15 protein-coding genes and 1 pseudogene are annotated in these 21,163 nt (G+C 60.9%); 8 read left to right on the forward strand and 8 right to left on the reverse strand.

Annotated elements, in window-relative coordinates; all coding sequences use genetic code 11:
* The first annotated feature begins 8 nt into the window (after positions 1 to 8).
* Positions 9 to 911: a DUF4412 domain-containing protein gene (locus tag ONB52_12955; protein ID MDZ7417048.1), complete on the forward strand. Its 903-nt coding sequence runs from the start codon at positions 9 to 11 to the stop codon at positions 909 to 911.
* 221 nt (positions 912 to 1,132) lie between these two features.
* Complete coding sequence (locus ONB52_12960) at positions 1,133 to 2,074, forward strand: SAM-dependent chlorinase/fluorinase (protein MDZ7417049.1); 942 nt, start codon at positions 1,133 to 1,135, stop codon at positions 2,072 to 2,074.
* 234 nt (positions 2,075 to 2,308) lie between these two features.
* Here ONB52_12960 and ONB52_12965 read toward each other — a convergent pair whose 3' ends face one another.
* From ONB52_12965 to ONB52_12975, 3 genes are all read right to left on the reverse strand, one after another.
* Positions 2,309 to 3,550, reverse strand: coding sequence for a GlmU family protein (locus tag ONB52_12965; GenBank protein ID MDZ7417050.1), 1,242 nt, complete (start codon positions 3,548 to 3,550; stop codon positions 2,309 to 2,311).
* 95 nt (positions 3,551 to 3,645) lie between these two features.
* On the reverse strand, positions 3,646 to 4,851 hold the full coding sequence (locus tag ONB52_12970) for an anhydro-N-acetylmuramic acid kinase (GenBank protein MDZ7417051.1): 1,206 nt from the start codon (positions 4,849 to 4,851) through the stop codon (positions 3,646 to 3,648).
* A 264-nt stretch (positions 4,852 to 5,115) separates the two neighbouring features.
* Positions 5,116 to 9,813 (reverse strand): S8 family serine peptidase, encoded by a 4,698-nt coding sequence (locus ONB52_12975; protein ID MDZ7417052.1) that lies wholly within the window; start codon positions 9,811 to 9,813, stop codon positions 5,116 to 5,118.
* Positions 9,814 to 11,282: 1,469 nt separating this feature from the next.
* On the opposite strand from ONB52_12975, the gene ONB52_12980 reads away from it, so the two are divergent.
* Positions 11,283 to 11,507 (forward strand): hypothetical protein, encoded by a 225-nt coding sequence (locus ONB52_12980; protein ID MDZ7417053.1) that lies wholly within the window; start codon positions 11,283 to 11,285, stop codon positions 11,505 to 11,507.
* 5 nt (positions 11,508 to 11,512) lie between these two features.
* Here the strand turns inward: ONB52_12980 and tnpB are convergent, their stop codons facing one another.
* The gene (gene tnpB, locus ONB52_12985; protein ID MDZ7417054.1) at positions 11,513 to 11,881 is read right to left on the reverse strand and encodes an IS66 family insertion sequence element accessory protein TnpB; all 369 of its coding nucleotides are present in this window, start codon (positions 11,879 to 11,881) and stop codon (positions 11,513 to 11,515) included.
* Between the two features lie 227 nt (positions 11,882 to 12,108).
* On the opposite strand from tnpB, the pseudogene ONB52_12990 reads away from it, so the two are divergent.
* A pseudogene (locus ONB52_12990) lies at positions 12,109 to 12,588 on the forward strand (efflux RND transporter permease subunit).
* A gap of 139 nt (positions 12,589 to 12,727) precedes the next feature.
* Here the strand turns inward: ONB52_12990 and ONB52_12995 are convergent.
* The 3 genes from ONB52_12995 to ONB52_13005 form a co-directional block, all read right to left on the reverse strand.
* Positions 12,728 to 13,810, reverse strand: coding sequence for an agmatine deiminase family protein (locus tag ONB52_12995; protein ID MDZ7417055.1), 1,083 nt, complete (start codon positions 13,808 to 13,810; stop codon positions 12,728 to 12,730).
* Complete coding sequence (locus ONB52_13000; protein ID MDZ7417056.1) at positions 13,792 to 14,709, reverse strand: carbon-nitrogen hydrolase; 918 nt, start codon at positions 14,707 to 14,709, stop codon at positions 13,792 to 13,794. The genes ONB52_12995 and ONB52_13000 overlap by 19 nt, the downstream gene beginning before the upstream one ends.
* A 784-nt stretch (positions 14,710 to 15,493) precedes the next feature.
* Positions 15,494 to 15,874, reverse strand: a complete 381-nt coding sequence (locus tag ONB52_13005; protein ID MDZ7417057.1) for a hypothetical protein — start codon at positions 15,872 to 15,874, stop codon at positions 15,494 to 15,496.
* Positions 15,875 to 16,461: 587 nt separating this feature from the next.
* Between ONB52_13005 and pdxH the strand changes: the two genes are divergently transcribed.
* The 3 genes from pdxH to aroE all read left to right on the forward strand — a co-directional run bounded on the left by pdxH (position 16,462) and on the right by aroE (position 18,536).
* Positions 16,462 to 17,103, forward strand: a complete 642-nt coding sequence (gene pdxH / locus ONB52_13010; GenBank protein MDZ7417058.1) for a pyridoxamine 5'-phosphate oxidase — start codon at positions 16,462 to 16,464, stop codon at positions 17,101 to 17,103.
* 94 nt (positions 17,104 to 17,197) lie between these two features.
* Positions 17,198 to 17,635 carry an OsmC family protein gene (locus tag ONB52_13015; GenBank protein ID MDZ7417059.1) on the forward strand — a complete coding sequence of 146 codons (438 nt, stop codon included), beginning with the start codon at positions 17,198 to 17,200 and terminating at the stop codon, positions 17,633 to 17,635.
* Between the two features lie 25 nt (positions 17,636 to 17,660).
* Positions 17,661 to 18,536 carry a shikimate dehydrogenase gene (gene aroE / locus ONB52_13020; GenBank protein MDZ7417060.1) on the forward strand — a complete coding sequence of 292 codons (876 nt, stop codon included), beginning with the start codon at positions 17,661 to 17,663 and terminating at the stop codon, positions 18,534 to 18,536.
* A 221-nt stretch (positions 18,537 to 18,757) separates the two neighbouring features.
* Here aroE and ONB52_13025 read toward each other — a convergent pair whose 3' ends face one another.
* Positions 18,758 to 20,221 (reverse strand): alpha/beta hydrolase-fold protein, encoded by a 1,464-nt coding sequence (locus ONB52_13025; protein ID MDZ7417061.1) that lies wholly within the window; start codon positions 20,219 to 20,221, stop codon positions 18,758 to 18,760.
* A gap of 694 nt (positions 20,222 to 20,915) precedes the next feature.
* On the opposite strand from ONB52_13025, the gene ONB52_13030 reads away from it, so the two are divergent.
* Positions 20,916 to 21,163: hypothetical protein (locus ONB52_13030; GenBank protein ID MDZ7417062.1), on the forward strand; the 248-nt coding region annotated here is incomplete at its 3' end.

Consider the following 21,163-nt stretch of genomic DNA (forward strand, 5'->3'; position numbering starts at 1 on the left):
AGTGCTGCATGCGAGTTGCAAGCTGTTTCGCCGCTTTTCTGTTGCTCGCCGGATGGGCGCCGGTGCTGCCGGCACAATCCTTCACCGGCATCGTGCAGCAGCGCCACTTCGCCGTGCCGCGCGAAATTCTGTTTACGCTGGCCGGCGGCATAACGGAAGCGCCGACGCCCGAGGAGGAAGCTTTCGGTTTCCCGCCTGCCCGCGTGCTGCAACAACCGGTGGAGCAGTTGCTTGCGGCAATCAAAAAGAACGGGGCCGCGCTGCCGGCGGATCATTTCACCTACTATTTTGCCGAGAACGGCATGCGGGTGGATGCCGATTTGAACGCCGGCCACAGTCTGTTCGGCAAAAAAATCATCTATCTGGTGCGGCCGCAGCAAAAACAGAACTGGCTGCTCCTGCCGGCGCAACAGGCTTATCTGGAATTGAGTGCGGAAGAGGGCCGGTCTGTGCTGCTTTCCGCGCGTGACGTGTTGCAGAGTCTCGCACAGCGGGGGGCGGCCTCGACCGCAGCGGACGAGCTGCCGGAATTCAAAAAGACCGGTGAACAAAGCACGATCAACGGGCTGCCCTGCCTGCGCTATCTCAGCAAGGGCCCGGGCCAGGCCGCCGAACTCTGGGTGACCGCGGCGCATCCCGGTTTGCGCCGGGCCTTCGACACCCTGCTCGGCGAAATGCAGCTCGGCGATCTCACCGGCTGGCAGAGCGACGCCTGGAGAAGGCTGGCCCACGCGGGCGTGCCGATGCTCGCCAAACACCTCTCCCCGCACGGCGGCATGCATGTGCTCGAAATCACCAGCATCCAGCCGCGTGCTGTGAGTGCGGCGCAATTCGAGCTGCCGGCGGACTATCAGAAGCTGGATCTGCAGCAACTCCTGCAGGAAATACTGTTGAAAAAATTCGTGCGCTGATCACCCGTGCCCGCGGGCCGCGCCACCGTCCTTGTTTGACGACACCCTGTGCCGCGATTCCGGCAAACCGCCGGGATCGCCACGATTTCCCCTTTCCCACCACAGCTCAGCGCAACAACACGACATGGGAACGCGCCTGAATTTTTGGCCCAGTCGGCCGGCCGCCTGCTGCGCCCGGGCGTTGCATCGGCCTCTCGGATTCACCACAACTGGAGGAACACATGACATTCCGAATTCTCCCGGCGGGGGTGATGGTGTTGCTGTTGGGTTATGGCTGCAGCTCGCCACCGACGATTGCCGTGCTCACCGACTATGGCTGGAACGATCCCTATGTCGGCGCGCTTTATGGCACCATTCTCTCCATTAATCCCGCGGCGCGGCTGACCGCCATCACCCATGCCGTTCCGGATTATGACGTGCGGGAAGCGAGCTACCTGCTGGCGACGGTGGCCAATGAATTTCCCGCGGGCACGATTTTCCTGGCGGTGGTCGATCCCGATGCCGGTGGCAGCCGCCGGCGCATCATCATCGAAACACAGGATGAAAAGTACTTCGTCGGGCCGGACAACGGCGTGTTCACCGACGTCATCAAGACCGCCGGCTTGAAACGCGCGGTGGAAATCAGCAACGTGTTGTGGTACCGCCGGGGCGTCACCTCCACGACTTTCGAGGGCCGCGACATTTTCGGTCCGGCGGCCGCGCATCTGTCAAAAGGGAAAAAGATCACCGATGCCGGCAAGCAGATTTTTGATCCCGTGCAGTTTGACCGCACGCCCGCGAGCCTGACGGAGAGCGGCATCACCGGAGAGATTTTGCATCGCGATCATTATGGCAATCTGGTGACCAACATTCAGGCACCGATGCTGGCGAAGGCGGGCTGGCGCGCGGGCATGGCGCTCGAATGCCAGGTGAAAGGCCAGGTCGTGCCGGCGACCTTCGTCGAGCGGCGCGGCGCCGCCAGCCGGGGCGCGTTCATTCTGATCTTGAATCATCAAGGCTTTTTGGAGCTGGCGCGCACTCTCGACAGTGCCGGTGACAGCCTGAATGCCGGGGCGGGCGAAGTCGTGCTGGTGCGCACCGCCGGTGCCGGCAGCCCGGCAACAACGACGACTGCCACCGTGGTTACGCCCCGGGTATCGCCCCGGGCAACGGCTGCGAAGTGAGGGGGCGGCAGACCCTGCCCTGCAGGCCACATTCCTGGCAGAAGTCTCAGCCTCGCAGCCTTGAGCACGCATTGCTGCGGTCAGTTATTTTGTTCCCGGTGATGTCCGAGTCGCCACAACCCCGCTGCCAAAGAAAAAAGCCCGGCGCGAGCAAATGGCCGGCCGGGCCATGTCCAGAAATGCCGAAGGACTCTTGGACCTGAGAGGGGTGAGTCCTCTGATATTTCGCAAAGCCTAGTCACCACTAAAGACCGCGCGTTCGCGCGCTGTCATCTCGAATACCGTCCGCAACACCCTCTCCTGTGCCGGCGTCAGCGTTTGCTTGCGGCGGGCCATGACCCGCTTCGCCACCGCCAGCGCCTTGTCCAGCGCATACGTTTCGCTCCTCTCCACCCCGCCCCAAATGAACGAAGGGATGAATTTATCCGGATAGCCCGCGCCGAAAACGTTGCTCATCACCCCCACCACCGTGCCGGTGTTGAACATGGTGTTGATGCCACTCTTGGCATGGTCGCCCATGAACAAGCCCACGAACAGCGAGCCGCTGTCCACCATTTCGCCGTCAATGTAAACTTTCACCGTCCCATAATTGTTTTTCAAATCGCTGTTGTTGGTATCGGCACCGAGATTGACCCATTCCCCGAGATAGGCATGGCCGAGAAAACCTTCATGCTGCTTGTTGCTGAAGCCATGCACGATGCTCGCCTCCACTTCTCCGCCGATTTTGCACACCGGCCCAATGGCAGTGCCTTCATAAATCTTCGCCCCCATCTTGATCATGGACTTTTTGCCGACATACAGCGGCCCCTGCAGGCAGGCATTGGCCATGATCGTTGCGCCGGCGTCGATGAAGATCGGGCCGTCTTCGGCATCGAGCACAACACCGGGCTTGAGCGTTGCCCCCGCGGCCAGATGGATGTTCCCGGCCTCGAGCAGCGTCACGCCCGGACAAATTCGACCGAGCAGTTGCCCGCCAAGATTGGCCTCTTTGAAATCCCGGATCAATTCCGCAGCGTTGTTGTTGACCAGATCCCAGGGGTAATTGACAAAGCGTCCCGCGATCTCATGCGTGATGGCGTTGGCGGGACCGGGCGGCAGGACAAAGGGAGAGGTGGCCGGTGCCGCGGGCTCCGGCAGTCCCGCCGGCAGCCACAGAGCGACCATTTCGCCGGCATGTTGCCAAATCGCCGGGCGGCCCTCCGCCACCGGCCAGGTCTCAAACAGAAACCTGCCATTCACGAACAGGCACGGCCCGCCGGGCGCGTGATTGACCATCGCCTGGGGCCACAACTCCCGCACCCGTTCCGCCAAATACGGCCGCACGAAAAGGTGCAGACCGGCGCCGGGATAATGCCGGACGATTTTTTCCAGCAGGGACGACATGCCACAGCGCAAATCGAACACCGGCCGCGTGAGACTCAAAGGATACAGCCGGTTGCAATGATCATCTTCGAAGACGCAGAGTTGGAGAGACATGGCGCATCACCGTTACCCTTTTCATCCAAAATATCCCCAGCCCGCTTTCGCTGCCAGACTGCGATTTGAATCGCGAATAGATTTTAATCCGCAATTCACAAACAAATCTTCCCCAACACCGTCGCCGCGGCGGCGCCGGTCACCGCAGGCACATTGCCGGCATGCCCCGACACGGTTTCATTGGCCAGCAGTGCAAACAAAATCGCCTCCTTGGCCTCGCTGGGTATGCCCAGTTCGCTGGAGGTGATCACCGTCACGCCGGCGAACTTGCGGCGCAATTCCTGCATGAGCACGGGATTCTGCGCGCCGCCGCCACTCACCACCAGCTCCTCGATGGGGCCGCCATGCTCCTGCAGAAGCTGCGCCCCGCGCCAGATCGTTTCCACCGTCAGCGCCGTGGCAGTGGCCACAATATCCTCATGCGCGAGAAAATGCTGCAAGCCGCCCAACATGGCCTGTTCAATGAAGGCCTGGCCAAATTCCTCGCGGCCGGTGGTTTTCGGCAGCGGCCGGGAGAAATAGGGATGCTGCAGCAATTGTTGCAGCAGCTCCGCCGACACCCGGCCGGAGGCGGCCACCGCGCCATTGGCATCGAACTCGCGCGCGAACAGCTTCTGCATCAAGCCGTCGATCACCATGTTGCCCGGGCCGGTATCACAAGCCCTCACCTCCTCCAGGCTGCCACCCTTTTTCAGCAGGGTCAAATTGGCGATGCCGCCGAGGTTTAAAACCCCGCGCGTTTTCTCCGGCGAGCGCAGCAGCAGAAATTCCAGCAGCGGCACCAGGGGCGCGCCCTGGCCGCCGAGCGCCATGTCGGCGGCGCGGAAGTCCGCAATGGTGATGATGCCCGTGCGCCTGGCAATCACGCTGGCCTCGCCGATTTGCAGCGTGCCGCGGGTCGCCACCCCGGTAATCGCCTCGGCATTGGGCAGATGATGAATGGTCTGGCCGTGCGACCCGATCAAATCGATTGCCGCAGTCGCAATCCCCGCGGTTTGCGCCAGCGCCAGTGCCGCCTGCGCAAAGCATTCGCCCACCGCCACGTTCAACCGGCAGATTTGATCGACCGTGCCCTGCCCCGGCAACGAGGCGCGCAGAAGTTGCCTGCGAATCTCCGCAGGATAGGAATAATGCTCGAACGCCAGCAGCTTGAATTGCACGCCCGGTCCGTTGCCGCTGAACCGCACCAACGCCGCGTCGATGCCGTCCGCCGAGGTGCCGGAATTCAAGCCGATGATGAGCCGCTCGGGTTGCTGCGCAATCCGCAACAAACGCTGCATCGGTTCGCCCAGGGTGTTCATGCTCTCCCAAAACTCGTGCTGATTCCATCGAATTGACGAGGCGCAACGACGGCGGGAAAATAACGGCAAGCATGCAGAAATGCAAAGACATTTACGGCGGTGTGACGGGCAAGTAAAAACGGCGGCACTCTCCGAGTGCCGCCGTTCCGGTAACTCCTGGGGAGTTGCCCGCACGGTCTCGCAGGAAACGCTGTTGTTCCCGCAGGGCCGGGGGCCGCCCCGCTTCAATGGCGGCCTGGCGACAATCCGGGCCTGATCAGCCGCTCACGGCAGCAGCACCATCTTTCTGCGTTGCTGAAAAGCCGCGGTTTTCAGGCTGTAGAAGTACACCCCGGCCCCAACGCGCTGACCATGATCATTACGGCCGTCCCAGCGCACCACGTGCACACCCGCGGGGAAGCGGCCGCTCACCAGCGTGCGCACCAGTTGCCCCGTGACATTGTAGAGGCGGATGCTGACTTCCGAGGCCTGCGGCAAATCATAGCGAATTGCCGTCTCGGGATTGAAGGGATTGGGATAGTTCTGATGCAGCGCGAAACGATCAGGCAACGGGGTTTCGTCCTGCCCCTCCTGCACGCCGGTAAGCACCGGTTTGTAGATGATGGTGAAATACTGCGCGCTGGTGCCGGTCACCACGAACGAAGTGGTGCTTTTCATGTCGGCAATGCGCAGCGCACCGGTGCCGTCGAAACCGTCGCGCAGCTCCCACGTGCCGGCGCCCAGCCTGCCGGCATCCCAGCTCACCGTCGTGCTGCGCGGTGTGGGCGGCGGCACATTGCCATGCGGATCGACTTCCAGCACCCATTTCGATTCCGGCGTGTTGATCGCGCGCGTGTCCTTCGCAAACGGCCCGCCGGTGAAATTCAACTCCCACAACTGCAGGTTGGTGGTGAATTGCGGCGCGGTTGGTGGGGCCGGCAAAGTACCAGTGCCGCTCGTGCCCGCGCCAATCACCACACTGCTCACGTTCACCGCCGCACCCGACTCCTGCCCGGTGGCGGTAATGGTCGCCTCCCACGCCAATTCCCCGGCAATCGCCGGTGGCGCCGCCGCATTGATTGCCTGCGAGAGCCACAGGCTGCAGGGTTGCGCACAACTCACCCACACCGCCTCGCCGGGAAGCACTTCAGTGGTGGCCACATAGCCGGTTTGCGGAATGAAACGGAACATCGCTTGAATGGCGTTGGCGGGTTTGGTCTGCGGCCTGGCCGCCTGATCATAAAGCCCGCCGATCAAGTTCCAGCCTTTGGCGAGCTGATAACCCGCTTCCGCCACCGGCAACCCGGTGACGGTTGCGCTGCTGCCCTCACTGAGACTCAACCAGAAACCCGTGGCCGGCTCGAGCTGATCAATGGCCTGGTAACCCTCCCCCGGCACGAATTTGAACGCGGCCTGCGCTTTGGGGAACAGCCCGCGCAAGGAGGGTTCGATGCTCTCGACCGGCAGGGAAGTCAAGCTCCAGCCTTTGGGTTTGTTCAACGTCACAGTGCGCTCCAGGAAAGTCGAACCCACCGTGAAGGAACCATCACTGGTTTCGACCGGCTCCGCGCCGCCGTTGAACTCGAAATGACTGAAGGCCAGCGGCGTCCTTTCGTCGAGTTTGCCCGTCACTTCGAACAACAAATGCAGCAAGACGCCGTTGCCCTCCAAAGCCGGCCCCGAGGCCTTCATCTCCAGCAGGCCGGGTTGTGCTGTGTTGAGATCGACCGCCCAGGCTGCGTTCAGCATGGTATTGCGCGTGTCGAACTTGCCGGTCGGCTGCAAAATCCCGGGGTCGAACCTGATGCCGGCGGCAAAGCTTCCCAGGTCGCGCCCGAACACATCGTTGTTGATTTGAATCGGAATGCGCACCAGGCGCTTGGGCAGAGCGATGCTGTTCGGCAGCGAAACCCTGATCGGATGGCGCTCCCGCTTGAAGGGAATGAAAACCGAGGCAACGTTGTAACGGGTGTAGAAATCGCCGCTGAGGTTGCTGAAGCCGGTGGCCGTGGTTTCGACGGTGTAGCTGCCGCCCTCCAACAGGCCGCCGGTGGCACTGGCGAAAATACTGTTGCCATAGATGCCGTCATTCGGCTGGCCGTCGCGATGCTTGCCGTCATCGAAAAGCTGGAAGGGGAGAAACTGGTTGTTGGGCAACCCGAGTTGGCCGCGCACCTGCGATTTCAACACCGGCAGGCCGCGCTCGATCAGCCGCAGTTGCACCAGCAACGGCAGCCGCAGCCCGAACTCCTCCACGGTCAGTATGCCTTTGAGATGAGAATACCCCGAGGCAGAGAGAAACATCTTTCCCACTCGCGCGGCACGCGCCACCACCAGCCACAAGCCGCGTTCGGGCTTGCGCACGGTGTAGGAGGCGAGCGTGGCGTCTTCGAGATAGTCAATCAAAGGATCACCCGCGGCGACGCCGGGATCAATTGTCTTGCCGCCGGGCGTGCGCAGCTCGAACAGCAGCGTCGCCGGTTTGCTGTCGAGTAGAAAACTGAAGCGCATTTCATCCACCGAAGCATCGACGAACACGCTGTCGCTGTACTGGTCCTGGTAGTATTTTCTGGAAACATGCCGCATCATCTGCCGGCCGGAGGCGATATTCAGGGAAGCTTGATAGCTCTTGATCAACTCCAGGCCGCCGGTGGCGCTGGTGATGAGCCCGGGCTCATCCTGCTTGCCGTGGGGCGCTGGTGCGGCACCCAGCCCGTCGGCGCCGGCAAAGAAATACTGCCCGCCCGTCATGCCGGCGATGTATTGCAGCGAATCTTCATCGATGTCCACCCCGGAGGTGGCAAAGCCGATGGTATAGACATCGGTGCTGCCCGGCAGCAGCGGCGTCACCTGGCGCACCCACGGCGCGGTGTTGCTCATGCCGTCCGACATCAGGATGATGGCCTGCGGGTAATGCGGCGGCACCGCGAGCAGAAACTGGCCTTGCGCAGTGACCAAACCGCCGCCGATCGAAGTGGCCCCGCCGGCGGTGATGGCATTGATGGCGGCAATGGCATTGTCTTTCACTGCTTCCGAAGTGATGTTGGCAAGATTGAAATTGACGAACACGTTGTGATCATAGCTGGTGACGGCCACGCGGTCGCCGATGTTCATGAGACGCACCACTTGCGCGGCCGCGTTGCGCGCCGCGCTCAGCTTGGGCGGCGTCATGCTGCCCGAGCGGTCGATCGACAGCGCAATGTCCACCGGCTCCGGCTGCAGGGTGATGACTTTGCGGGCGATCAGCTCCTGCAGCGCGCGATTGACATTCAGCCGGCCATAGCCCAGTTCCAGTGAATGGCCCGGCCGGGTGGCGTCATGGTTGTAGTTGTAACCGCCCACGCGATCGGCACTGACTTGCAAGATGTCCTGCACTTCATCGGGCGTGAGTGAAGGATCATAGGAGAGCAGCAGGGCGGCGGCGCCGGCCACATGCGGCGTGGCAGATGAGGTGCCGTTGAAATCACTGACATAATCGCCGGCATCGTAACCGTCGGCACCGGCGCGGTCGGTGGTGAAAATGTGCACGCCGGGCGCGGCGATGTCCAGGCTGTCGCCCCGGTTGCTGCCCCAGGCAGTCTCGCCATCACAGCTTGTGGGACTCTTGCGTTCGTCGCACTCGCTGGTGGCGCCCACCGCAATCGCGGCCTCCACGCGCGCCGGGAAGCGTACCGAAGTTTCATCGAAATTGCCGGCGGCAAAGCAAACCACCACGCCGTCGTTTTTGGCGTTGACGATGGCACTGCGCAGCGCGGTGACATCGCCGCTGGCAATCCAACTGCAGCTCAACACCATGCCGTCGTAATTCGCCGACATGGCGGCGGCATAGTTGATGGCATCGGCGCGATTCTGATTCATGCCTGCGGTGAGATTGATGCGCAGCGGCAGAATGCGGCAATTGTGCGCCACACCGGCCACGCCCATGGCATTGTCGGTCACTGCGGCGGCGATGCCGGCGCAGGCGGTGCCGTGATTACCCTCATCATCGGGATTGTTGTCGTCATCGTCGAAGTCCCAGCCGATGAGATCATCGCTGCGGCCGTTGCCGTCATTGTCGATGCCGTTCAAGTCCCCGGGATCCAGCACCCAATTGCCGCCCGCCAGCTCCATGGTCTGGCCGTCGCCATCGGCATCCTCGCCGAGATTCTGCAGAATGTTGGGCCGCAGATCGGGATGATCCCAGTCCACGCCGGTGTCGATGATCACCACCACCACGTTGGCGTCGCCGCGCTCGATATCCCAGGCCTCGCGCGCATCGATGTCGGCATCGGCCGTGCCGCCGGTGGCGCCGGTGTTGCGCAGCGCCCATTGCTGGGCATAGGAGGCGTCGTTGGGATCAAAGGCAAAATCATTGAAGCCGATGTAGCTGGGCTCGGCGAATTTCACCTGTGGCAGCCGCATGAATTCCCGGATGGTTGCAAACAGCTCCCGATCCGGCGGCAGGCTGAGCGTGTAATAGCCCGGCGTCCACTGCTTCTTCACGATCCTGCAGCCGGCATTGCGGATGATCGCCAGCATTTCCGCCTCCGGCAGCCGCTCATCGAATTGCACGGTGAACTCATCCGGCATGAAATAGCGCGTATAGCCGTCCTGATCGATCATCACCGGACAAATTGCCTGCACCGTTCCGCTGGCGCGGAGCTGCGCGGCCACGGACTCCAGATCGCTGCCGGCGGGCAGACGGTACACGCCAAAATCATAACGCGCAAGGGCCTCATGCACCACGGTCAGACGACTTTGCACCACAGCCGCCTCCGCGCTCGCACGGTCGAGCCTTTTTGCCTTGACGGCAAAACGCACCATGATTTCATCCGGTTTGGGCATGAAAACGAAGTGCTTGCCGAACAACTTGTCGGTAAAGGAGTAATCGGCCGGGCTCTGCGTGCGGCCACTGCGGCTCGCGGTGAGAATCAGCACACCGCTTGCCATCAGCGTCAGCAAACTCAACAACGCCCGCCGCACCATGGTCACTTTCCTTGCCATTGTGCTCTCCTGTTTGAAAATGAAGAAGTGAAAGACTGCGGCAACCGGACGACAGGTTGCCAGTTATGAATGGTCTGAAACCTCGCAAAGCCCCCATCCCCGCCACCACCCTCGTGTAGCGTCCTGTGCCCGGCTTGACCCCGGCGACAAACATCTCACGGGATGACCACGGGAATACTTTTGTAGTAGACCCTCAAGGTCGGTGCCTGAAGGCACGACTAAGAAAGCTCATTTTCATCGTGACGGGTTTGCAAATGCACACGGTAAATTAACACGAGAATACCGTAGCACAGGCTGCCAGCCTGCCAGAAAATGTCCGGGCAATGTCGTCATCGTACTGGATGAACAAGCGCGCATGACAACTATTCCCCCCAAATCCCCACCGGGAATATTTTTCGAGCCGCCAAGCCGCCACATACGCCAGGCAATACCAACCTGACGCTCCTCGCAGTTCAAACCTGGCACGAAACGGTCTGCAGGCAGGCAAGATGTCTGCCTTGTCTTTTCAGCGCGATGGCTGTGCAGCAAAGCCATCGGCGTTTCCCCGGCGATTGCTTTTGTCAAAACCCCGGCAAAACAGAAGCCGAGACAGTTTCAGACAGCCTCTGGCTGAAATTTGAAAAGCGCCCGCACCAACAGCAGAAACCAATTGCCGCGGCAATTCGCAAAAAAAAATCGAGGGAAGGAAAAGACGAGTATGGGAAGTGGAGACGGGGGTACTCGAGCGGGGCTGCAAAGAGATCGTCGCGAACGGGACTGAGGAGCGTCCATCTCGGCGGGCAGAAATTCATAGTACTCCCGCACGGTAAGCATGGTGGGAATGATTCAACCCAAAGGCTTTTTCGAGGAGTCCAGGCCTGCGGCGAAAACAACTCCACCAGAGTCAACTGATTGTAGCTCGCCACGCTGAAAGGGAAGAGCATGACTCATGCCCGAAGTGCAATACTTGTTTTGATGGATGGGGCTCACCGACATAGATTTCCCACGCCCACTTGGCCAGATCGGCACAATGTTTCAATCCTTGTTTTGATGTATCCACCCGGTGAACCCATCTTGAAGCTTGCCGAAGCAAGAGGTATTTTCGAACTTTTTTCGGCGCGCGCTTTTGTGGCAACCAGCCGGAAAGGGCAACCGAATGGCGATTCAGCCAACGACACTGTGGCCGGGAAAGATCTTCCAAAAAGTGACCTCTCCGGACAGGGAGCCGGATCGCGGCGGAGGAAGTGAACGAACGGCAGTAGGGAGAATACGCTGCTGGCAGGAAATATCAAATCACCAATCTTCGGTGATCTCTTCGCCGATCTTTTTGAGCGTGCGGGTGTCTTCCGCAGGGGCAAGGACAATCGCTTCGCGGCGCAAATGTGCCGGCAGAGGATTGCGGCCGGGGAGTTTGGTGGGAGTCGCCTTTTTCGCGCGGCGGGTGTAGGTGATGGCGTGGTGGCAACCGGGGCAGCCGGCTGGCGATCGTCATGCAGCGCGATTTCGAGTTGCTGATCGTTGGCAGCAGGAATGAAGCGCTCGCGCTTTTGGCCAAAGAGCTGGCGCTTGAGTTGTGCCAGTTCTTGACACACACGCTGATATTCGATCAGCAATTCTTCATACGTGAGAGTGCACGCCGTCGCGATCATGCTCTAATTAATAAGCACACTTCGCGCGAAAACCTGAATCTAATTTCATGCCAAAAATTTTTTTGAGAAGATTATGGCGCAGCAGAGGAGGATGACCGAGCATACCGCCGGCGGCGCTTGATCGAGGTGAGATCGATGCCTTCGAGAATGAGCAGCAGCTCGTCGTAGCGCAACTCCAGGGAGGTGTGGTTGGCGAAATTGTCGGGCAGTTGAAAGGTGCCCTGCTCCAGGCACTTGTAGAAGAGCCAGAAGCCGGTGCGATCCCAGAGCAAGAGTTTCATGCGGTCACGGCGGCGATTGAGAAACACGTGGACGTCGCCACTCATGGGTTCGCGCGACAGTGCCTGAGTCACGAGTCCCGAGAGCCCATCGCAGCTCTTGCGCATGTCGGTGGCATGGGAATAGAGATAAAATCTCAGGCCGGGAGAGAGTGCGATCATGGCTCTACTCCGGCGGCGCGCACGAGACCGGTGAGCAATTGCACAGCGATGTCGCCCGAGAAATGGACCAACACGCCGTTGGGAAACTCCAGGGTGCAGGATGCGGCGCGGTGGGCGGCCGGCTCAAGCTGGAACGGAACGAAGCCGGGGGCGGCGGGGCTCAAATTGGGAGCTTGGCTTTCAGCGGCACGGTACTTTCGCAGCCAGGTGAGAAACGTGGGGTAAGGCAATTGCCTTCTGGTTATTATCTCATGTGGGGTGGACAATTTGAAAATCAACAATCCGCGACGCGCCGCCTCATGGTCGTGCTGCCACTTTCGATCTTCATCATCTTCGCGCTGCTCATTCGCGGCTTGCATATCAGCGTCTCCGCGAGTATCGGCTTCATTGCGCTCTTCGGCGTTGCGATGCTCAACGGCGTCGTGCTGGTGACGTACATGAATCAACTGCGGGCGCAAGGCATCTCCGTGCCTCTCGCCGTCGTGCGCGGCGCTTCAGAGAGATTACGTCCGGTGTTGATGACCGCGCTCGTGGCCTTGCTCGGCTTCATTCCGATGGCGCTCTCGCACGGGGCGGGCGCGGAAGTGCAACGCGCGTTCGCAATCCTTGTCATCGGCGGATTGGTGACTTCGACGCTGTTGACGCTGTTTATTTTGCCGGTGGTGTATCACTGGATGGAAGCGCGGCGCGAGCTTCAAAGAAGGTAGGGCGTATGTGCCGTTTCCGAGCTGCAATGCAATTTGAGGGCATCAATCCCACGAGCCGGTGTGATCACCTGTGGCACCAAAGTGGCAATCTCTCTGCTCCCAGCGGGGTGGTTCACAAGCACGCCTGCGCAGCCCGGTGTCATTCCACCGCCGGTTGCTGTTGCGTCAGACAATGCAATGTGCCGAAGCCCCACACCAAATCCACCGCATGAATACCGATCACCGGCCGGTCGGTGATCAATTCCGCCAGAATGCCGAGCGCCAGCCGGTCGTTGGGATCATTGAAAGTGGGGACGAGAGCCGCGGCGTTGCCGAAGTAGAAATTGGCGTAACTCGCCGGCAAACGGATCCCTTTAAAATAAAGCGGTTCCGGCAGGGGGAGAGGCACCACTTCGATGCTGCTGCCATCCTCCAGGCGCATGTCCTGCAGACGCTCGCGATTTTCCTGCAGCGGTCGATAGTTGGGATCATCCGGATCGCGTTCACTCGCCAGCACCACGGTGCGCGGGGTCACGAAGCGACAGAGATCGTCAATGTGACCGTGGGTGTCGTCGCCGGCAATGCCACGGCCCAGCCAGAGGATGTTGGTCACGCCGAGATGGTCGCGCAGCATGCTTTCGATCTCGGCGCGGCTCATGCCGGGATTGCGCACTTGCGTCACGGAATCGAGCAGGCATTCCTCCGTTGTCAGCAGTGTGCCGCGGCCGTTGACTTCGATGCTGCCGCCTTCCAGCACGAAAGGCCGCCCCTGGTGTCGTGCCTGAAACAGGCGCACGCCCAGCGCCCGGGCGGCGCGCACCGGCACCGCGTTGTCCTTTTGCCAGTCCGGATAGCGTGCCCAGCCATTGAAGCCGAAATTAACGATGGCGGTTTCGCCCGGACGCCGCACGAACAGCGGGCCGGAGTCGCGCGTCCAGCCGCGATTGGTGGGAAAGCGGAAAAACCGCACGCGCTCCTCCTCGACACCGGCAGCGCGCAAAACCCGCCGGGCGGTGGCCTCATGGCTTTTCGATTCAACCAGAATGTGCAGCCGCTCGCCCGGCGCCAGTTTGCGGACAATTTCGCCATACACCCAGGGAATGGGCGCGAATTTACCCGGCCAATCACTGCGGTTGCGCGGCCAGCCCAGCCAGGTGGCCTCGTGCCGCTCCCACTCCGCCGGCAGGTGAAAGCCCCGGGCCGCCGGCGTGCCACGGCGAAAGGTCAGCTCTTTTTTTGCCATGCCTCCTCGCTGAGATAACGCGCCTGCAGCTCACCATAGGCCTCGATGCGGCGATCACGCAGAAAGGGCCAGTTGCGGCGGATTTCCTCGAGATGGCGCACATCCACCGTGCCGAGTACGATCTCCTCGCGATCTTCGCCGGCCTCCGCCAGGATCACGCCTTGTGGATCGCAGAGAAACGAGGATCCCCAAAACTCAATGCCGGCTCCCGTGCCGCTCGCGGGTGGTTCATGCCCGATGCGATTGGCCGCGGCGACATAGACGCCGTTGGCGATCGCGTGGCCGCGCTGCACCGTACGCCACGCTTCGCGTTGCGCCGCACCATAGCGCGCCTTCTCGTGCGGATGCCAGCCGATGGCGGTGGGATAAAAGAGAATGCTGGCCCCGCGCAGGGCGGTCAGCCGCGCCGCCTCGGGATACCACTGATCCCAGCAAATCAACGTGCCGATGCGGCCCGGCCGCGTGTCAAAAGTCTGGAAACCAAGATCGCCGGGCGTGAAATAGAACTTCTCGTAATAAGCCGGATCATCGGGGATGTGCATTTTGCGGTACAGTCCGACGATCTCGCCATTGGCATCGATGATGGCGGCACTGTTGTGATAAAGGCCGGGGCCGCGGCGTTCGAACACCGGCACCACCAGTGCAACCCCCAGCGCGGCGGCCAGCCGGCTCATGGCTGCGGTGGTGGGCCCGGGCACCGGCTCGGCAAGATCGAACAAGCTGGCGTCTTCGACCTGGCAGAAATACTGCGAACGAAACAGCTCCGGCAGGCAGATGACCTGCGCACCCTGCCGCGCCGCGGTGGTGATCCACTGGCTGGCACGTGCGAGATTGTCATCGGCGTCCCGGCTCATCGCCATTTGCACCAGGCCGATCGTGAAAGCAGTGGGTGTGGACATGGGTGACGGCTCACTCCCGATCACGGGTCAATCCATATGCTGCATTTGGTGTTTGCCTGAAGTTCCCCCCGCAGAAAGCTGCAGGATCGCGTCATAACCTAACAACCAACCGTCAAATGTCAAGCAAAAAACTCGCAGGCCTGCAATCATCACGTCTGCTTGCACACCCGTCACGAGGTGTCGCAAACAACTTGCCTGCCTGCAGGCATTTTCGTGGTAATTGCCATGCCGCGCACGGCACCCATCAGGAGGAAAACGTAGCCCAGCCCTCTTGTCTGCAGGCAGGCTGAAAGCCTGCGCTACGGCATTTTCGTGGCAAACAGTAACGATTCCGTTCCCTGTTTGATCTGTCACGGCTTGGCCGTGGCATTCCTGCAATTCTCATGACAATTGACAGGGCATGCAGCCCGCAATACAATTCGCTTCACCTGCCCAGGAAGTGCTGAACGATTGCAATTCGTCTGTCTGCAAGGCAAAAACGCCCGGCGCGGGGAAAGTGATACCGTGCCCGAAGTTTCACAACGTCGTGGCGGGATAACCTTGCGGGTGTCCGCGCTTTGCGCGTAACAAATCTGAAGTCTGATTCTTTCGGAGAGGATTCAAAGGGGAAAAACACGCTGCGGCGGGCAAGCCGGTTGGAGCGGATGGCTCCACTCAAAGGACTTATCCCAAACGCCGGAAGAACCATGCCCTGCTGCACGTCACGCTGATCCGGTGACCCCTCGCGCCGGCGTGGTGGTCATCAATCGACGGGCCGTGGCCGGCGCGAGGCAGCGGGATCATCTTAAAACATCACGGGGATGAGCACGCCCAGTCCCACGATCACGATGGCATTCAGCGCGATTTTATCGACTTTGTGCGTGGTCTTGCCCAGCAGCAGCAGCATGGCGATGGCGCAGGCCAGCCCCAGGGAAAACTGCACGAACCGCTGATCGTTCGCCATCCAGTGATGAATGCCGCCGCCGATGAAACTCCACCCCAGCGAGATGCCAGTGCTGAGCAGGGCCATGCCCAGCCAGTGCACCCCGAGATCCCGACGGCAGACTGCTTTGCCGGCGTTGTTAAGCATGGCGCTGGTGATCACCCACGAACGTGCAATCAGGTAAAGCATGCAAATGACGCCGACGACATAGCCGGCGATCAGCCATTTCAGAATGGTTTCCATTTTTCCTCCTGTGATTGTCGGATTCATCTGGCAGCGTGCGCCTCCCCGCGGTCTTTTCTGGTTTGACAATGACGGCGCCCGTCGCCATTTGTCACTGCGATTCAGCAACAATCATTCCCGGCCGAAAATGCCGGGAAATCATACAACCAGCAGCCGGCGGTGATTACATGAATGAAAATTGTAATTCGAGTCTTTCCAAAAACGTTCCGGCCCCGCCTGCGCCAGGCTTTCTCACAGCAGGGTGCTGTGGGGACTCCGGGGATTTCGCGACAATGGCCAAACCACTGCAGAGCCCGGTAGGGGGGAACGGTGACATGCGGGCAACACAATGGCCTCGCCGGCCGGGCGCATCGATGCCGGCCGATCGTGTGCCCGCTCCCGGTGCGCGGGGTGTAATCGCCTCACCGTTCCCCCAAAGTCGTCCCGGGATGAACCGCTCATGGCGACAGACAGCAGTTCACGATGTGAGGTAAAGCTTGCTTCTTTCGCGGAAGATGCTAAAATAGGCCCTGTTTTAGTGCACGCACCGGCGCCGCGAGTGCTGCCTGCAGAGCATTCCCATCGTCATCGCAGAGTCGAGCCCAGACATGAGCAACGCCCTGAACCATTTGCGTGTCGAGTATGCCCGGAGCCGGCTGGAGGAGAGCCAGGCTTTGGCGGATCCGTTTCAACAATTTCACCGCTGGTTCGCAGAGGCGCTGACGGCTGATCCGCAGCATGCCAATGCCATGACGCTTGCCACCAGCACGACGCAGGGCCGGCCTTCGGCACGCATAGTGTTGTTGAAAGATTGCGATGCCCGGGGCTTCGTGTTCTACACCAATTTTCACAGCCGCAAGGCCCGTGAGCTGGAGCAAAATCCCCGGGCGAGTCTGGTGTTTTGGTGGCGGGAATTGGAGCGGCAGGTGCGAGTGGAAGGGCAGGTGGAAAAAGTGACTGCGTCGGAAGCGGATGAATATTTCCAGACGCGGCCGCGCGACAGCCAGCTCGGGGCATGGGCTTCGACGCAAAGCGAAATCATTGCCAACCGCCAGGTGCTGGAGCAGCGTTTCCAGGAACTGGCGCACGAGTACGAAGGCCGGCAGGTGCCGCGCCCGCCCCACTGGGGCGGCTTTCGCCTGGTGCCCGAGGTGTTCGAATTCTGGCAGGGACGGCCGAGCCGTTTGCATGACCGGCTGCGCTATCGCCGCAGCAGCGGCGGCTGGTTGCTCGAGCGGCTTGCGCCCTGATGGCGCTGTTCACTTGCAGGGCGGTCATTATTCCCGCCCTCCGGCGTGCCGGGCAGGCAGCGGGCGGCAGAAAAATAAATTTTGGAGATTTGCCATGGCAGCGAGACAGGCTTTGGTCAAATGGGTTGATGGTTTGCGCTTTGTGGGAAAAGCCTATTCGAATCACTCAGTGGTGATGGACGCGGCGGCCGAGGTTGGCGGTGGGGATGCCGGGCTGCGGCCCGGGGAAATGGTTTTGCTGGCGCTTGCCGGCTGCACCGGCATGGACGTCGTGTCGCTGCTCAAGAAGATGCGGGTGGCATTCGAAGCCTTCGAAATCGCGATCGATGCCGAAATGGCGGAGAATTATCCCAAACGTTTTACCAAAATCACCGTGACCTATCGCGTGCGCGGCCGCGACATTCCCGAAGACAAGCTGCAGCGCGCCATCGATCTTTCCCGTGAAACCTATTGCTCGGTGAGCGCGCAATTGCGGCCCGGCACGGAGCTCATCTATCGGTACGAAATTCTGCCGCCGGCTTCATCGACTTGAAAACCGGCGCGATCACAGTTTGCCCATGTCCTCTCCTCCCTCCGTGCGCCGGCTGGCGGTGATCGGCGATCCCATTGCGCATTCGCTTTCGCCGCTGCTGCAGCGCCATTTGATCGAACATTTTGGTTTGCCATTTCGCTATGAGGCGCTGCGCGTCACGGCCGCCCAACTGCCCGGCCTGGTGGCGCGTTTGCGCAACGGCGAGCTGGCCGGCGTGAATGTCACCCTCCCGCACAAGCAGGCGATGGTCCCCCTGCTGGATGATCTGGTCGCACCCGCCCATCGCATCGCCGCGGTCAACACCGTGGTGTGCGAGCGCGGTCTGCTGCTGGGTCACAATACCGATGTGCCGGGCTTCGCCCGCAGCCTGCAAGCCGCCGGCATTGCAGTGCGGCAGGAAACCGTGCTGCTGCTGGGCGCGGGTGGTGCGGCGGCGGCGGTGCTGCTGGCTCTGCTCGAGGCGGGAGTCGATTTGATCTATATCAGCAACCGCGACGCTTCCCGGCCGCAGCGCCTGCTGGCCCGGCTCTCGCCCGCCGGGCAGGCCAAAGTCCGTCTCATCTCCTGGCCGCAACGGTTGGAATTGCTGCAACTGCCGGCGGTCACGCTTGTGATCAATGCCACCAGCGCCGGCATGTGGCCACGGGTGGAAATCTCGCCTGTGCCCGCGGATTTGCTGCATGCCGGTCTCACCGTGGTTGACCTCGTTTACAATCCCGTGACAACCAGGCTGCTGCGCGAGGCACATGCCGCCGGCGCCCGCACCCTTTCCGGGCTGCCAATGTTGATCTATCAGGGCGTGGCGGCACTGGAGTTGTGGAGTGGCCAGTGCCTGGACATCACTGACCTGGTGCCCGAGCTGGAGCAGAAACTGCAGGCTGCGCTCACCGGCAAGTCATGAGCCGGCGCTGAAGCGCTTGCCCGCTTCTCGATTTTAACCCTCCGCCAAATCACTGCCTCGAGGCAAAGCCCGCGATCTCCGCCGCATCGCTATTGTCAAATAAAAACCGCCCGGCCGCTCGCGCGAAACACGCACACATCCCACAAGACGTGCCATCGTCCAGGAACAGGCGCCCGCGCGGCGGTTTTTGCGAAGAGCCGGAAAGCACCCAATGTGCAGCCTCAGCGCAGCAACAGCATGCGTCGCACCGCCGCCGTTTTCCCGTCGATCTGCAGGCGATAGAGATAAACACCGCTGGCCAGCGCACTGCCGTTTTGATCAAGGCCAGTCCAAGAGATTGAATGCCCGCCTGCCGCCTGCAGCGAATCCACCAGACGCTGCACCAGCCCGCCCTGCAGATTGTAGATCGCGAGCTCCACCCGCGCCGGCCGGCTGAGATGATAGTTGATCGTCGTGCCGGGATTGAAGGGATTGGGATAGTTCTGCTGCAATGCAAAATCCGCCGGTTTGTTCCCCGCCCCCGCCACCGCCAGCGCCCCGCCGGGAAAAAACATCTCCAGCGCATTGTCAATGTGCGCCCGCCAGTTGCCCCAACTGTGGCCCTCATGAAACTCGAGATACTTGTAGGTGTAGCCCTTGGCCTGCAAAACCGGCAGGAAGTTGCCGACACGCGCGATCAGGATGTTCAGATCATACGTGCCCATGTCGAGATAGAGCTTCAAATCGAGACGCGGGCTGTTCTCGAAGGCGGCGCGCACGTTGTTTTCCACGTTGCTGGAATGCGCCGCGATGTTGCCGAACACCTCGGGATGCTGGCAGCCCAGCCAGAGCGCAATGTTGCCGCCATTGGAAGCACCCAGCGTGGCGCGGCTGCCGGCCTCGCGGCGCGTGCGGTAGCGGCGATCCACCCAGGGCATGACTTCCTTGACAATGAAGGCCGTGAACTGCTCCTGCAGACTGCCGGCGTACTCCTCCGCGCGTCTGGCGGGATTGGGCGGCACGAACACCGCGAGGATTGGCACGATGCGGTTGTGCGCAATGAGATAATCGATCACATTGTTCGCCTGCGCCAGGGTGAGATATTCCAGGCCGTCGTGAAACAACACCACCGGGTAGTGCGCGCTGGTGGCGGCATAGTCCGGCGGCGTGTAAACCCGAATCACACGGCTGTGGTTGAGCGCAACGCTGAAGAACGTGGTGTCATGCAGACTGCCGTGCGGGATGGCGGGATCGTACTGGATCTCCGGTGGCGGCACATAGGCCGGCATGCGCAGCTCGGAATTGGGCCCGAAACCGCCGGACACGCGGTACGGATTGCGGGGATCGAGCAGCCAGGTGGTGTTGTTGATCACGAACTTGTAATCGAGACGGGCGTCGCGTTCGAAGACACGGCTGAAATACCACAGCGTCGTTGCCGCCAGCCGGGTCATCGGGAAGGCATCGGGATTCCAGCCATTGGCATCGCCGGGCACAGTGACGCGGCTGGCAGTGCCGCGGTAGAGAAAATGCGCCAGCGTGTCCTCCCGCAGCGGCAGCACGGGATGGACTGCGAGAAAGCTGTCAATCAGCGCCTCGTGCTGCGCGGCCGGTGCGGCGTTGACACGCGTGAGAAAATCCTGAAAGGTTTGGGCCGCAACAGGCTGCGTCAACAGCAGCGCCATTGTGAAGCAGGTGAGTTTCTTCATGCTGGTCCTGGTGTGGTTGGGAGAGAGTCTCTGTTCTAAGCAAGGGAAATCAGTTGTGACGGATTCTGTGCGATCGTTGCGATGAACCTGCTGGTGTATCCGGCAGGATTACTGCCCGCGTCCGCTTTTTGTGTTCCGGCTGCAGAAGACTCTGCCGGCCTTGTACGGCAAAGACCACATGAATGCAGATTTGGGTGTAGGTGTTGGCCATTGGTGGTTCTGCTCAGTGTTGAGGTGATACAGGCCGCCCCGATGGGGCTGGGATGGTTGAATAATTCCTGTGCTACAAACAGGGCGTCCCTAACGGGCTATAAACAGGTCGTCCCTAGCGGGACTGAGGGGCGGCCATCTCTCATCTTCAGGCCGCGGCAGAAACAGCTCCAGCGGAGCGGCCTGTTTATAGCTCCGTCCAACCCACAAAATTCAAGCTCCGGAGGAGCGACCTGTTTATAGCACCCCGTGTTGCGATGATACAGGCCGCCCCGATGGGGCTGGGATGGTTGAATAATTCCTGTGCTACAAACAGGGCGTCCCTAACGGGCTATAAACAGGTCGCCCCTAGCGGGACTGAGGGCGTATAGCTCTCATCTTCAGGCCGAGGCGCAAACAGCTCCAGCGGAGCGAACTGTTTGTAGCACCACCCCACCCACAATATTCAAGCTCCGGAGGAGCGTATCCACCCGGTGAACCCATCTTGAAGCTTGCCGAAGCAAGAGGTATTTTCGAACTTTTTTTAGCGCGCACTTTTGTGGCGACCAGCCGGAAATGGCAACCGAATGGCAATTCAGATAACGGCCCTGTGGCCGGGATAGATCGGCCCTCTCCGGACAGGGAGCAGTATTGCAGCGAACGAGCGACAGCGGGGGAAAATACGCTGGTGGCAGGAAATATCAAATCATCAAGCCTCTTGCGACTGGGGCAGGGCCCAATCTCAAGAAGTCG

Source organism: candidate division KSB1 bacterium (genome assembly GCA_034506255.1).
GTDB lineage: Bacteria > Zhuqueibacterota > Zhuqueibacteria > Zhuqueibacterales > Zhuqueibacteraceae > Coneutiohabitans > Coneutiohabitans thermophilus.